Source organism: Christiangramia portivictoriae DSM 23547 (genome assembly GCF_000423045.1).
In the GTDB taxonomy this organism is placed as follows: Bacteria; Bacteroidota; Bacteroidia; order Flavobacteriales; family Flavobacteriaceae; genus Christiangramia; species Christiangramia portivictoriae.
Genome location: NZ_AUHF01000001.1, coordinates 182,936 through 197,359, shown reverse-complemented (window position 1 = coordinate 197,359; position 14,424 = coordinate 182,936). Strand labels below are relative to the sequence as shown.

Annotated in this window: 11 protein-coding genes; 1 reads left to right on the top strand and 10 read right to left on the bottom strand. The window is 39.9% G+C overall.

The annotated features are described in order from the left end of the window. Positions 1–64: 64 nt before the first annotated feature. From G529_RS0100905 to G529_RS0100855, 10 genes are all read right to left on the bottom strand, one after another. A complete protein-coding gene (locus G529_RS0100905; RefSeq protein ID WP_245566879.1) occupies positions 65–2,251 on the bottom strand; it encodes a heparinase II/III family protein in 2,187 nt (728 codons plus the stop codon). A 97-nt stretch (positions 2,252–2,348) separates the two neighbouring features. After that, positions 2,349–4,661 (bottom strand): chondroitinase-B domain-containing protein, encoded by a 2,313-nt coding sequence (locus tag G529_RS0100900; RefSeq protein WP_026913731.1) that lies wholly within the window; start codon positions 4,659–4,661, stop codon positions 2,349–2,351. A 337-nt stretch (positions 4,662–4,998) separates the two neighbouring features. Beyond that, entirely contained in the window at positions 4,999–5,703 is a 705-nt protein-coding gene (locus tag G529_RS0100890; protein ID WP_026913730.1) for a sulfite exporter TauE/SafE family protein, read from the bottom strand. After that, entirely contained in the window at positions 5,704–6,153 is a 450-nt protein-coding gene (locus tag G529_RS0100885; protein ID WP_026913729.1) for a FixH family protein, read from the bottom strand. A gap of 12 nt (positions 6,154–6,165) precedes the next feature. Next, the gene (ccoG, locus tag G529_RS0100880; RefSeq protein ID WP_026913728.1) at positions 6,166–7,587 is read right to left on the bottom strand and encodes a cytochrome c oxidase accessory protein CcoG; all 1,422 of its coding nucleotides are present in this window, start codon (positions 7,585–7,587) and stop codon (positions 6,166–6,168) included. 12 nt (positions 7,588–7,599) lie between these two features. Further along, positions 7,600–8,556 (bottom strand): cbb3-type cytochrome c oxidase N-terminal domain-containing protein, encoded by a 957-nt coding sequence (locus tag G529_RS0100875; RefSeq protein ID WP_026913727.1) that lies wholly within the window; start codon positions 8,554–8,556, stop codon positions 7,600–7,602. Next, entirely contained in the window at positions 8,553–8,765 is a 213-nt protein-coding gene (locus tag G529_RS0100870; RefSeq protein WP_026913726.1) for a cytochrome c oxidase subunit IV, read from the bottom strand. The genes G529_RS0100875 and G529_RS0100870 overlap by 4 nt, the downstream gene beginning before the upstream one ends. 11 nt (positions 8,766–8,776) lie before the next feature. Continuing rightward, complete coding sequence (gene ccoN, locus G529_RS0100865; RefSeq protein WP_026913725.1) at positions 8,777–10,972, bottom strand: cytochrome-c oxidase, cbb3-type subunit I; 2,196 nt, start codon at positions 10,970–10,972, stop codon at positions 8,777–8,779. A 2-nt stretch (positions 10,973–10,974) separates the two neighbouring features. Then, positions 10,975–11,169 carry a cbb3-type cytochrome oxidase assembly protein CcoS gene (ccoS, locus tag G529_RS0100860; protein ID WP_026913724.1) on the bottom strand — a complete coding sequence of 65 codons (195 nt, stop codon included), beginning with the start codon at positions 11,167–11,169 and terminating at the stop codon, positions 10,975–10,977. 78 nt (positions 11,170–11,247) lie between these two features. Next, the gene (locus G529_RS0100855; protein WP_026913723.1) at positions 11,248–13,632 is read right to left on the bottom strand and encodes a heavy metal translocating P-type ATPase; all 2,385 of its coding nucleotides are present in this window, start codon (positions 13,630–13,632) and stop codon (positions 11,248–11,250) included. 200 nt (positions 13,633–13,832) lie between these two features. On the opposite strand from G529_RS0100855, the gene G529_RS0100850 reads away from it, so the two are divergent. Next, positions 13,833–14,414: a YceI family protein gene (locus G529_RS0100850; RefSeq protein WP_026913722.1), complete on the top strand. Its 582-nt coding sequence runs from the start codon at positions 13,833–13,835 to the stop codon at positions 14,412–14,414. Positions 14,415–14,424 lie beyond the last annotated feature (10 nt).

Below are 14,424 nucleotides of genomic sequence, written 5' to 3'. Positions count from 1 at the left end.
TTAGTAGCAAAACTGTCGGTTAAAGCGGACTTATTTTATCGAAATTTACTGATAGAAATCAGGCTTAATTGATCACCGTATTCTCCCCTGGAGCAATTTTTAATTTCTTCAGTAATTTTGAATCTTTAGTTATTTGTACGTTTATCGATTTTCCTTCCAGTGATTGCAAATGAAGTTGTCCCTTCTTCATTTCAATATAAATGTCTGATGGTGATTCAAAAATCAATTCCAAAGTATCTAGCGTAATGCCTTCCGTAGAAAAGAAGAATCCTTTCGTATATTTAGTGACAGCTGTTGCCTCTTCCCCGGCTATTTTCCAGCGAGGATCATTTAAATCCCAGCCAGCTATGACCGGAGAATCTGAATCTTCATCTATTCTGGCATCAAATACTCTAAAAGGCTGTAGAATAGTAAGAAAACGGTGATTCTGGGCAGCTTCCTTATTTACAACAGACCATTGCTTTCCTCTTGCACCAGAACTTTCTATCCCGTCGATATTTTTAAGCTGAAAAATATCCAGTCCAGATCCATCCTCAAAAGTGGAACGAAGCAGTCCTGTCTTAATTTCTAAAGTATAGTGTCCCTGCCAGATCTGTTTATAATCATGAGAAGTTTCCGAAGCAAATTCGTCCACCACGATCCAGAAATCGTTTTTTACAAAAATGACCTTCCTGGCATAATCCACCCCCACATTTTTGAAACCATCGTGGGTTCCAACAAACAGATCGAGCTCTTTCAAAGTTTTGAAAACCTGAGTTTGGGGCTTTGGTAATTTTCCAAATTTTCCAAATCCGCTTCCCCCTTTATTGGAACGGTAATCTTTTCCCTGAAGCTCATCATCCACCAGGGCGACATTCTTAACCAGGGAATTTTTGAATAGTTCAAGATCTTCGAGATAGTATCGAACCTGGTAATTAGGCAATAGTACTTTTCCATTGGCCATCGCCTGGATTCCAAGCACATCACCATGCTGGTGATCTGGCTTTTCGTCATCAACTCCGGCTGAAATTGCCATCATCATATCTCCCTTTTCCCAACCCTCACGCATGATATAATATCCGGTATCCGGGAATTCCAGTGATCCAAATTCGGGATCTTGTTTTTCTATAGTTTCAAGACGAAGCAGCTGCTCTTTACTTAGATACCAGAACATATCGGGATCTACCTTATTTGTGGCAAAAAATCCTAATTGCGGCTCGTCGAACAACAAATATCCTAAAGTCATCGCTCCGGATATGTCATTTTTCTCAGCCCAAGGAGCATCGGTATCATCTGAAAAAACAGGAGCTGAACCGTCTGGATAGGCAATCTTTGCCAGAGTAGTAAATAGAAACTTCAGTTTTTCTTCCCAAACGCTGTCTACCTCAAGCTGAGTATTCCGTGCTAACTGATATACATAAAAGTAATTTTTAATATCACTCATATGATAATGCACAGTTCTTTCTGATTGAAAACCATCAGCATTTATTTCTGCAGAAAGATGTTCCTGTAATAATCGCATGGAATGAGCATACCACTCCTGTGTACCTTCAAAATCTCTGAATAAAATACTGAGCATGGCCAGAGCAGACATTCCCCTGGTTTGGTGATTCCCTGGATTAAATTCCTGGTTGTTCTCGTACAGGTGCTGCCCGTGTTGTAACAAGGTTGCTATTGTAGTTAGCTGATCTTTATCTGAATATTCCTTTTCTCCCAGGAACATATTATGAATTTGTAGCCAGTTCAATACCCGGTAGCCGGAACGAAAAGCTTCGTAAACTCCATTTCCATCTTCAATAGTTTCATAATTTCCAGCCTCTAAAGCATTGTTTAAAGAATTCATCTGCGAGGTAAAATATTCCAGATATTGAGAATCCTGATTGCTGTAATTATATAGCAAAGCGATATCAACCATTTTATGCTGTCGCGCCAGATGTCGCAATGCATAGGCATCCACAGGCTGCCCGTTTAGATAATTGAAAGGTAATTTCCAGGTGGTTGCGCTGGTATATTTTGACAAATGATCCTCGGCTCGTTGCAGGTGATGTGCTTTAATTTCTGGGTAAACTGAATTATACTCTTCAAATTTGGAACTTAGATTCTTCCAGTTATAGAAATAACGTTGTTGAAATTTTTCTCTGAAGTACCCGGCAAGCTTAGCTTCAGTTATATCTTCTCCCAGGTTTTTTTTGGCTTCAGTATTTAAATAGGTTGAAAGATCTGTCGTTGCGATGATCTTATCTGCCGGTATATCCTGAGCCTGAACATGCAATGCGATAAGGAGCCCGAAAAGTATCGGGATCTTTTTGAGAATTCCAGATATAGTGAATGATTTAATAATAGTAATTTTTAAAAGGTTAGATGGTTACTTAGTACATCAACTTCTGTTTCAGGTTTTCTTCGATCCTGATCTCACCGCTATTTTCCACCGTATTATTGACTGGTTCCTGTCCTTTGGCGCCCCAGAGGATCGCAATGAACTTTACCTGATTATCAACAAAGGTATTACCAGCAAGTTCCAGGTTTACGATTCCACGGGTTCTCAATAAAATTTCTGAATCTTTGGAATTTGCTGAGTTCTTAACCGTATTCCCACTAAATATAAGGCTTCCGCCTATGGTAGATTCATCGTAACCTCCACGATAATAATTCAAAACTTCTGTTTCTATCTGCTCAAAAGTGGAATTCTTTACGAGCACGAATTCTGCATTGTACTCTCCCTTATCATCAGTTTCTTCAGCAAGACTTAATCCGGCGTTGAGATTTTTAAAATTGCAATTTTCTATAGAAATAGTATCTGCGAAAGCACCTTTAGATACCTTTAAAATCTGATCAAATTTTTTGATCTTAGAACCGCTGATCCACAAATTGAAAGCTGCAGACATTTCCTTATCCTGCGTTTGGAATGCATTATTCCCGGTATTACCCTCAATTTCCAGGTTTTCGATTCGTAGGCCTGCCCGAGGTTTTAATCTAAAGGCAGGATTATCCTGGTTCGTGCTAAACTTCAGCTTTGCTTTATTGTTCTTGTTTCTAGATCTAATCGTCAGATCTTTATCTATAACCAGCGATCTGTCTATTTTATAATTTCCGGAAGCCAGTTCAAGAATATCTCCTGATGCTGCATTCGCTAACTTGTTCTGAAACTCTTGTGCATTATTAACCTTCACAATACGTTCTGGAGCAGCGGTCTTTTCAGACTTAAACCAGGATGGACCATAATTGTTCTTATCGAAAAGTTTTGTATCATTTGAAACTGGAGTTAGGAAGGCTCCTATTTGATTATTGTCCTTCCGAGGCTTACCAAACAAATCTTTGGTGATGTTCTTAAAATCGAATCCTTCGTAGACATCTGTGAACTTCTGATGAGGAACTATCAAGTGTGCTGAAACTTTTTTAAGTTTAAATTCTTTGGTTTCGATACCTGCATCCTGGATCTCACCTTTATTCTCATAACTAAGAATATTATTTTTAAAACTTACCCCGTCAACCGTGTCGTAAGCGACTATAGGTGTTGTCTCTTCCCGATTACCGTATATGAGATTATTAGCTACGATGACTCTTTCCGGTCTTGCAGACCTGATCTCGGTAGCTGGAAGCACATCACTTTTATCTGTGTTTGAGCCTACACTGAAATGCCACGGAGATTTAGTATCAACAAACGTGTTATAAGCCGCAACCACATCGGTCACCTGGTTATATCTGTTCAACGGGGATTTTGGAATTCCATTCATTACTGCGAGCGGACTTCTAAACTCGGCACCCTTCAGCTTATAGAAATAGTTATTAGTGATCCAGTGTCCGGTATTGATTACTCGAATCCCTCCAATAAATTCTGAATTATCGTTTCCAATAAAGATATTTCCATCGATCGTAGCGTAATTGCCGTGTCTTAAAACCAGGGAACCTTCAGATTCGAAGAATACGTTATGACTGAAAGTATTGAAATTAGATTTGCTGGATATGATCTCCACCTCACCATTACACCTGTAAAATAAATTATTGGAAACATTTACATAAGCCGGTGTCATGGAAGTTTCACTGGAACCTATCTGCATAGTTTCGGCGTGAGGCCCACCTTTTCTAGGCCTTGGCCCAAAAAAATTATTGGTAATATTATGGTGCGTATTGATGTTTTCATTTCCCTTTAAGTAAACTCTCAAGGTTGGTCCGGAATTAGATTTGCCTGCCAGGTAACAGTACTCCATCGTATTATTTCTCCCCCAGAATTCGATCCAGTGGTCCTGAGTTTCCCTACTTAACTGCGTATAATTTTCGATCACACAGTTGGTGAGTGTTGAATTATTTGCAATATGATCATTGTCTACCTTAAACTGAATTACTGAACCTGAAGGTGTGTGACCATTCCTAAAGTATAAACCATCTACGATCAAATAATCACCGCCAATTTTAAGATTAGATTGACCTTCCAGAAATACCTTACCTTTTTCCTGGGCCATGATTACTATAGGAAGCTCCTTCGCACCACTCGCCTTGATTTCTATTTCTACATTTTTCCAGACCCCATTTTCCATTTGTATGGTATCACCAGGACCCACACTTTTTATTGCCAGGTTTAAATCCGAAATGTTCTGAACCTTTGTTATTCCGCTGCTTTGAGTAGTTTGAGAATAACTTAAATGGAATGCAATAAGTAAAAGAAAAGAAGTGAAAATGCGCATATAAAAATGGTTTACCAATCTGGTTTACCAAATATAGCGGTAATTATGAGCCCTGCAAAAAAAGTAAGTAAATTTTCTACATATCGTAGTTTTACTGCCAAAAGACAGAAGATTTTTGCAGTTATCTACAGAATTTCATTAAGTATCTACCTGAGAACGCGGTCTGGATCAATGGTTTTAGATAAAGTTTGACCAAATTGTTCAGGATTTCTTCCGCAGGAGATACGTTCAACTTAAAGCTGAATGATTTCCTGAAAGTTTTAATTATGAAGAAGGAAGTTATGGAGACAGTAGGAGAATTCTGCCTGGTCTCGGGATAAGTCCAAACAGCAGTTTTTCAAGGTTGGCATTCCATGACTGCGCCTATTTTCATGATAGGTTCTCCCGGGGAGAGGTAAGGAATACCAAGCCCCATTCCTCTAATGATAAATAGTATGGCGATGATAGCTATAAAAACAGGGATTAGCTTACGAATATATATTCTGTTTTTTACAGAAATCACGTTACTCAACCAGATCGCACTGGTCATCAACGGGATGGTTCCAATTCCAAAAATGACCATATATAGGCTACCGTATAGTGCGCTACCTCCGGCAACCGCTCCAAAAACTGCCATATATACGAGTCCGCAGGGTAAGAAACCGTTCAAAAAACCAACGGTAAAATAGGTGTCCGGATTTTTCTTTTTCAATTCCTTGCCAAGGTAGTTTTTCAGGTCCTTCACTACTTTGAAATTGGCATTTTCAGGATTGAATCTACCTAGTTTTTTCTTCGGAATAAGTACAAGAAACAGCATAATGATCCCGATGATGATAGATAATTGCTGTTGGAGCCCAAATAGAGACAGACTTCTCCCGGCAAATCCGAACGCCAGCCCTATAATTCCGTAGGAAAAAAGACGGCCAGAGTGATACAGAAAGATCTGCAGGAATTTCCTGAATTTATTTTCCCTGTCCAGAGGAAGTAAAAATGCTATGGGCCCACACATACCAATACAATGGAAGCTTCCAAGTAATCCAAATATGAGCGCAGAAAACAGCATTTAGTAGACTATTTCAGTTTTATACATGAATTCCTTCTCATCATTCTTCCAGGTGACATTTACATTCCATCTGCCATTCACAAGTTGATCTGCTGGGATCTTAAATTCAGAACTTTTAATTTCTGAAAAGGGAATACTAAAATCAAGTTTCTTGTTGGAAGGCCTATACAGGCTTACCATACCCATCATGTTTTCCAGGTCAATCCCTTCAGGGAAAATTATTATCAAACTTTCACCCCTTCTTTCAAGGCTGATCTGTTCGTTGAGCGCAAAGGCATTTTCCTGCGCATCTATATCCTGTTGATAATGCAGCTCTGCCTTATAATAGTCCTCTACCACAAGATAATGATCATAGTCTGAACTGCTCATCATGGTGACGACAAAGTACATGATGAAGCTAATGAATGCGAGCATTCCAATTACAATTCCGGTTCCCCAATTTATCTTCATAATTTCTAGTGATTAGTGGTAACTCCTTGGTCCCAAAAACGAGGTACCGGTAGTTTCTATTAGTTGTTCTCCATTATAAACCTCGATAACGATCTTATCTTTTTCATTTTCCAGTGCTGCCTGGTTAATTTCCACAAATAAGGTTCCCTCGGCCATGCCGTTCGCAGGAATTCTCATAGATTTCCCTTTAACGGTACGTATAGTTCCGGGATGTGACTTGATTTCAAACCTTACATTATCGTAATCCCCAGAAGTTTTATTTATAAGTTTAAAGGTGTACACATTGCTAATGATATTTCCATCTTTATGTTCATAAAGCTGGCCGGGTAACCTGAGAATATTGGCTTCCACATCACTTCTTAAAAACAACATGCCACTTAATACCGTAACGAGAATAAATAAAACTGCAGCATAGCCTTTGATACGCGGAGTAAACCTGAATTTCTTTTGCTTCTCTATATTCTCTTCACTTGCATATCTAATCAATCCCTGCGGAAGATCCACCGCATCCATCATATGATTACAGGCATCTATACAAGCTGTGCAGTTCACACATTCCAATTGGGTTCCATTTCGAATATCTATTCCTGTAGGGCAAACCTGCACACATTGAAAACAATCGATACAGTCACCTTTCCCGCTGGCTTCACGATCTTCGTTTTTTCTGAATTTCGCTCTACCCGCTTCCTTTTCTCCACGTTTATGATCGTAAGCAACCACAATAGATTTATTGTCCAGCAGTACACCCTGAAGCCTTCCATAAGGACAGGCTATAATACACACCTGCTCTCTGAACCAGGCGAATACAAAATAGAAGACTCCCGTAAAAAGCAGCAAGGAGATCAAGGTGCTAAGATGTGCCTGCGGACCTTCCTCAATGTAAAGAAGCAGTCTATCACTCCCTACAAGGTAAGCCAGAAATACATTGGCGATTAGAAAGGAGATCCAAAAGAAGATAAACCATTTGGTTGTCTTTTTCCTGATCTTTTCAGCGTTCCATTGCTGCTTGTCCAGTCGTATCTGTTTGCCCCTATCTCCTTCAATCCAATATTCGATTCTTCGGAAAACCATTTCCATAAAGATCGTTTGGGGACATATCCAGCCACAAAATATTCTTCCGAAGGCTACCGTAAATAAAACAACGAAAACCACTCCTATCAACATCATCAAAACGAAAAGATAGAAATCCTGCGGCCAAAAGATTGTTCCGAAGATATTGAAGCGGCGTTCCAGTACATTGAACATGAGAAATTGATTCCCATTGATCTTTAAAAAAGGAGCTGTAAAAAGTATCGCCAGTAAAAAATAACTTACCCACTGCCGATATTTATATAATCTACCATCAGGTTTTTTGGGATACACCCAGGAACGTTTACCTTCTGGAGTAACCGTGCCTATACTATCCCTAAACCTTTCGTGCTCCTCTTTTTCCAAAATATGTAGATTTTACTCTTCCTCGTAACTCATTTCTATTTCAATAGAAGCTGAATCTATTGCTTCTACCTTAACCTCATCCACTCTCGCATCTGGATCTACCCATAGTTCACCTTCAGGTTCTTTTGGGTCTAAAGGAGTTGTGGAATGCAAACTCAACACATAACTGGCAACCTGAGCAATTTCTTCAGGTTTTAGATCGGTTTTCCAGGATACCATCCCTTTTCCAGCACGTCCTCCTTCAGAAATTGTATTAAAAACATTCTTGATACCACCACCCAGAATCCAGTAAGAGTCGGTTAGGTTAGGACCAATTCCACCTCCACCATCAATTTTGTGACAGGCAGCACAGTTTCCTGAGAAAATTGCTTTCCCGGCATTGATATCTTCAGTACCTGTAAGCAACTCCACAGTATTAGCATCAATAAGGCCTTTGGCATTTTCTTTATAGGCTTCCACCGCTGCCTTAGCTTCTGCAACCTCAGCCAGGTATTCGTCTTTTTGAGTAGCGCCATCGAAAACATGGTATCTTGCCAGGTAAATTCCGGCGAAAATTATACTGGCGTAAAATCCATAAAGCCACCAGGGTGGAAGATTATTATCCAGCTCTTTGATGCCGTCATAATTATGATCAAGAATGATCTCATCTTCATTTTCAATTGGCTTTTTGTCCAGTAACTTGTCGTAAGTTTCTTTGAACCAGGCAAAACGATTCTTTTCCCTTACCGCTACGGCTGCATCATAAGCTGCACGATCATCGGGCTTTAAAGACATATATAAGGTCTTGTCCAGGGCTGCAACCGAAACTTCGATGGCAATCGCTAGAAGCAGGATCACTCCAAGAACAAGCCAGAAAATTGGATAGACTTCCAAAACAGATTTATCACCGGTTTCAATGGTAAGTTCTGCCAGTATGATCGCCAAGGCGATAAGTCCGCTAATTCTTAATACTGAAAATGTATTTTTCATGATTTGTTATCTTTTACGATGATGGGCATCATTAGTTCATCTTCCTGGTCTAATGGAATGTCGCTCACTTTCCTGATATAATCCTTTTTAGCAGTGAACACCCACCAGAAGAGCGCAGTGAAAAAGATGAAGAATATAAGCAGTGAGATAATGGGATAGATCGCTACCCCTTCTATACTTTCCAATGGACCTTTTACGAATTTCAACATGGTCTCAGGTTTTAGTTAGTTGATACTTGTTTTAAATCTTCGGCTTTGATATCTGTTCCCAGTCGCTGCAAGTATGCAATAAGAGCTACGATTTCACGATCTCTCATTTCTGTGAACTCCTCGCCATTCTCTACAGCAAACTTTTTATCTGCCTCATAACTCTTAACAAAATCTGGATCCTGATAAAGGTTCTTTTCAATTTCAGTTCCCTGTTCTGTCATCCACTGCTGGGCTCTTTCGATCTCCTCATCTGTATAAGGCACTCCTAGAGTTTGCATCGCACGCATTTTATCTTCAGTATCAGATTTGTCAAGTTCATCCTGAATTAGCCAGGTATAAGAAGGCATAATAGAACCTGAAGAAGTACTTTGAGGATCGTACATATGATTCAGGTGCCAGTTATCTGAATATTTCATACCCACCCTATGAAGATCTGGTCCGGTTCTTTTACTTCCCCAAAGAAATGGGAAGTCATACCTGTATTCACCAGCTTTCGAATATTCTCCATAGCGTTCCACTTCACTTCTAAAAGGTCGTACCATCTGCGAGTGACAGGAAACACAACCTTCCCGTATATAAAGATCCCGGCCTTCCAATTCCAGAGGTGTGTATGGTTTTACACTGGAAATTACCGGTACATATTCATCCACCATTAATGATGGAACTATTTGCACAATACCTCCAATAAGAATAGCGATGGTAGCAAAAATGGTAAGTTTTACAGGTCTTCTTTCAAGCCAGCTGTGGTAAGCTTCACCAGCAGTTCTTTTGCTGGTCACCGGTTGCAATGCTGCAGCTTCAGCAAGTTCATCTTCCACAGCACTACCCTGGCGTATCGTTTTTACAATATTATAAAGCATTACGAAAGCACCTACGATGTATAAACTTCCACCAATAGCTCTCATCCAGTACATTGGAATGATCTGCGTAACTGTTTCCAGAAAGTTACCGTAGGTTAGGGTTCCATCTGGATTGAACTGTTTCCACATAGAAGCCTGTACGAATCCCGCAACATACATTGGCAATGCGTAAATGATAATTCCCAGCGTTCCTATCCAGAAATGTGTATTCGCCAGTTTAAGTGAATATAGTTTTGTTTTGAACAATCTTGGTACCAGCCAGTAGATCATCCCGAAGGTCATAAAACCATTCCATGCCAGTGCTCCAACATGTACGTGTGCAATGATCCAGTCACTAAAATGTGCGATGGCATTTACATTCTTAAGGGAAAGCATGGGACCTTCAAAAGTTGCCATTCCATACCCGGTAATTGCCACCACCATAAATTTCAATACAGGGTCTACTCTAACTTTATCCCAGGCTCCACGAAGCGTTAGCAGACCATTGATCATTCCACCCCATGATGGGAATAGTAGCATTACAGAAAAGGCAACTCCAAGGTTTTGTGCCCAATCTGGCAAAGATGTATATAGTAAGTGGTGAGGTCCAGCCCAGATATAGATAAATATCAGCGACCAGAAGTGAATGATCGATAGTCGGTAAGAATATACAGGACGATTTGCAGCCTTTGGAACAAAGTAATACATCAATCCAAGGAAAGGAGTAGTAAGGAAGAATGCTACGGCATTATGCCCGTACCACCATTGTACAAGGGCATCCTGAACACCTGAATAAAAAGAATAACTTTTTAAAGCGCTTACAGGAATTTCAATATTATTAACGATATGGAGTACAGCAACGGTTACGAACGTGGCAAGATAAAACCAGATCGCCACATACAGGTGGCGTTGTCTCCTTTTAATCATCGTACCAATAAGATTGGCACCAAAGGCTACCCAGATCACGGCGATCGCAATATCAAAAGGCCATTCCAGTTCTGCATACTCTTTAGAGGAAGTATACCCTAATGGCAAAGTGATCGCTGCTCCAATGATTATAAGCTGCCATCCCCAAAAGTTGATATTACTAAGGGCATCGCTCCACATCCTCGCCTTTAAAAGACGCTGGGTAGAATAGTATACCCCGGCGAAGATAGCATTCCCTACAAATGCGAAGATTACCGCGTTGGTATGCAGCGGCCTTAATCTACCAAAGCTAAGCCAGGGTATACCTTCGGTTATATTTGGAAAAATGAACATAAAAGCGAGCAGTAAGCCAACGCTCATACCAATTATGCCCCAGAACATGGTGGCAATGATAAATTTCTTTACGATCTTATTATCGTAATAGAATTGCTGTAGATCCATAATTAATTAAATTTCTCTTTATTGACGGGTTGATTTTCTTTCGCTGGAGATTTAACAAGTTCATCTTCAAAAAGCATTCGTACAGAGGGTGTATATACATCATCATACTGGCCTTTCCTGACTGAAACTATAAAGGCTACGAAAAAGATGATGGCCACCACAACACTAATAGCCAGTAACATGTAGATAATGCTCATTATTCTGTTAATCTGGGTGTAAAAGTATTTCGAGGAAAGGCTCTAAAAAATGACGATTGTCAGCTTTGAGATTTTATTTTATTTTTTAAGCTTTTTTGATAGAATTTGAGTGGCGAGCGTTGTAAAGATCACGATGCTTATGGAGCTTAGCGGCATAAGGATCGCAGCGACCACGGGCATAAGATTCCCGGTGACTGCAAAGGCAAGTCCGGTAATATTATACACGAGAGATAGTATAAAGCTCGCCTGGATAATACTGACTCCCTTTTTAGCCAGCTGAAAATAATCGGCTAAATTCGATAATATGGAGGCATCCATCACGCCATCACAGGCAGGAGAAAATACATTGATATTTTCTGAAACTGCAATTCCAATTTCACTTTGCGCAAGGGCTCCGGCATCATTCAGGCCATCTCCAACCATCATTACCTTGCGGCTTCCATGCTGTAGTTGTCTAATGAACTCAAGTTTATCACCGGGCTTCTGGTTAAAGTGTATTCCCGATTCCACAGGAAGTAAACTTAGCAAACGATCGCGCTCCCCCTCATTATCTCCGGAAAGTACAATGATGTATTTGTCCCTGGAAAGTTGCTGGAACAGGCCAGACATTCCTTTTCTATAAGTATTTCTAAAACTGAAGCAACCTTTATATTGCTCATTCGAACTTATATGAACTGCAGTTTTCCCATTACTAATTTCTTCGGAATCACTTTCTCCGGTAAATCTTGCTGAGCCGATTTTTATACGATTTCCTTCGAAATCGCATTCAATTCCTGCGCCCACATATTCTTTATAGCTATCGGGCGTTCGTATACCGTGATGCTGAAGGATCGAATACAATGATCTGCTCAAAGGATGTGAAGAGGCTTTTAGACTACCACCCAGCATTTGAAGTTCTTTATCACTTAGTTCAAGTCCCTCATATTCAGCAGTGGTTTGTCCCGTCGTGGTGATCGTTCCGGTTTTATCAAAAACTACTGTATCAATTGCCGCCATTCTTTCTATTACTGAAGCGTCCTTTAGATAGATTCCTTTCTTTCCGAAAATTCTAAGCAGGTTACCAAGGGTAAAAGGCGCAGCAAGGGCGATCGCACAGGGACAGGCAATAATTAATACCGCGGTGAATACGTTCCATGCTTTTGATGGATCTGCGAACAGCCAGAAAGTGGTAGCCAGGACTGCAATACTTAGCACGGCAATGGTAAAATTTTTACTAATCCTGTTGGTAAGCGACTGGAAACCGAAAGATCTGTCCTTCTGGAACACCTCATTACTCCACAATTCGGTTAAATAGCTCTGCTCTACCGGCTTGAGAACCTTCAGTTTAATTATGCTGCCTTTTTGCCTTCCTCCTGCGTAGACTTTATCTCCTTCAGCTTTATTCACAAGGTCTGCTTCCCCGGTGACAAAACTGTAGTCAATGTTCGCCTGTCCTTCCAGAATTTCAGCGTCCATTGGGATAAGTTCTTCATTTCTAATGAGCACAGTATCACCTTTCCTGATCTTATAGACCTGAACCTGTTCTTCAACTTGTTCATCTTCAGAAGAGATACGGGTAACAGCAATAGGAAAATATGATTTATAATCTCTTTCAAAAGAAAGAAACGAATAGGTTTTTTGTTGAAAGAACTTTCCGAGGAGAAGGAAAAATACGAGTCCGCTAAGGCTATCGAAAAATCCCGTTCCCAGGTCGAGTACAATTTCTGCAGTACTTCTCACGAATAGCACGAAAATTCCCAGGGCAATAGGAACATCAATATTCAGCATTCCAGATCTAAGTCCTTTATAGGCAGAAATGAAATAATCCTTACCCGAATAAAATACCACCGGCAGTGAAAAACTGAACATTAACCAACGAAACAAATATTTGAACTGATCCAGCCAGAATTCATTGATCTCAAAATATTCAGGAAACGAAAGAAACATGATATTTCCAAAAGCAAAACCAGCCACGCCGAGTTTATAGATCAGGCTTCGATCATGCTCAGATTCTTTTTTCTCGAAATTGTCCAGATAAATATTTGGTTCGTATCCAATCCTGCTAAGTAGAACTACCAGGTTTTTCAGGCTGATCTCTTCAGCAGTAAAGCTTATTCTGATCGTTTTCTTCGGAAAGTCTACCTGCGAACTTTTCACTCCGCTATGAAGTTTATGAAGGTTTTCAAGGATCCAGATACAGGAACTACAATGTATAGATGGAATGCTGAATGATACTATTTGTGTTTTCTCATGATCGAATTCCAGAAGCCTGTCTACAATCTCTGCATTTTCGAGGTATTCATATTTATCATCTTTTAGCTTTGGAGAAATTCCGGGCGCTTCCTGCAGGTCATAATAATAGGAGAGATCATTACTATTTAAGATCTCGAAAACAGTTTTACAACCAGCACAGCAAAATGATTTCTTCTCAAAGGTGATCAATTCCTCCAGGCAATCCTCGCCGCAATGAAAACATGATTCCATATATCACAAATAAAATTAAGGCTACAAAACTGTCCAATTTGATCTCCTTAAAATATGACGGGCGTCATCGAATACATTCTTTACAACTATAAGGCTTTCGCTAGCTCACGAGGTTTTAAAATATTTCAAAAGCTGACATTCATCATAATTTACGTCCTATCCCTACAGCATCTTTGTACAGATTTAAAAATGTAAATGATATGAGACCTTACAGCACTTTAATGATGTTCGCAACAATATTCCTTCTAAGTATTGGAGTAAATGCTCAATCCTACCAACTGAATAATGAAGCTTCCAGTCTTCACATAGATGGAACCTCTAATATTCACGACTGGACCATAAAAGCCGAAAACACCGGCGGTAATCTAAGCCTGGAATTTGAAGATTCCAGCCTGGAAGATATCGAACTACTGGAATTTACGGTAATGGCTAAAAGCCTGATGAGTGGAAAAAGCGGGATGGACAAGAATACCTATAAAGCTTTAAATACAAATAAATATAAGCAGATCACCTTCAAACTAAAGGATGTACAGAGCATCGAGAAAGTTTCCACTGGTATCTATAATATAAAGACCACGGGAAGTTTGGAGATCGCAGGAACAAAACGGGATATAAAACTCGATTTCAAGCTAAAATCTTCCTCCAACGCGATCACTCTTACAGGGGAGCATAAGCTTAACATGACCAGTTTTGGTGTGGAAGCTCCAACAGCAATGTTTGGAACCATCACCACAGGAGAAGATGTCGTTGTAAAATTCGAATCCCAGTTCAATAGAAAATAATTCAACCTTA